Here is an 828-nt window from a genome sequence, read left to right as displayed (position 1 = left end):
GGCCAGGCCGGCGGCGTAGGCGGCGCCGAGCGCGGTGGTCTCGGCGACGACGGGCCGCGACACCGGGACGCCGAGGATGTCGGCCTGCAGCTGCATGCACAGCTCGTTGGCGGTGACGCCGCCGTCCACGCGCAGCACCTCCAGGGCGACGCCGGAGTCCTGGCGCATGGCCTCGACCACGTCGCGGGACTGGTAGCAGATGGACTCCAGGGTGGCGCGGGCCAGGTGGGCGTTGGTGTTGTAGCGGGACAGGCCGACGATGGCGCCGCGGGCGTCGCTGCGCCAGTAGGGGGCGAACAGCCCGGAGAAGGCGGGCACGAAGTACACGCCGCCGTTGTCGTCGACCTGGCGGGCCAGCGCCTCGCTCTGCGCGGCGCCGGAGATGATGCCGAGCTGGTCGCGCAGCCACTGCACGGCCGACCCGGTGACGGCGATCGACCCCTCCAGCGCGTAGACGGGCTCGGCGTCGCCGAACTTGTAGCAGACGGTGGTCAGCAGGCCGTGCTCGGAGCGCACCAGCTCCTCGCCGGTGTTGAGCAGCAGGAAGTTGCCGGTGCCGTAGGTGTTCTTGGCCTGGCCGGGTTCGAAGCAGACCTGCCCGACGGTGGCGGCCTGCTGGTCGCCCAGCGCGGCGGTCAGCAGGACCTCGCCGCCGAGGGGGCCGTCCGCGCGGGTGGTGCCGTAGCCGCGCGGGTCGGCCGACGGGCGGATCTCCGGCAGCATGGCCCGGGGGATGCCGAAGAACGACAGCAGCTCCTCGTCCCAGTCGAGGGTCTCCAGGTCCATGAGCATGGTGCGGCTGGCGTTGGTGACGTCGGTGACGTGCAC

General features: G+C 72.7%; 1 protein-coding gene. It reads right to left on the bottom strand.

The genetic code is table 11. From position 1 onward, the window contains the following. On the bottom strand, positions 1-828 hold an 828-nt coding region (locus tag ABD879_RS32720; protein WP_345025673.1), incomplete at both ends, for an FGGY-family carbohydrate kinase.

It is taken from the genome of Actinomadura keratinilytica, from assembly GCF_039539665.1.
Taxonomy (GTDB): Bacteria; Actinomycetota; Actinomycetes; order Streptosporangiales; family Streptosporangiaceae; genus Spirillospora; species Spirillospora keratinilytica.
This window is presented reverse-complemented; position numbering and strand designations above follow the sequence as displayed.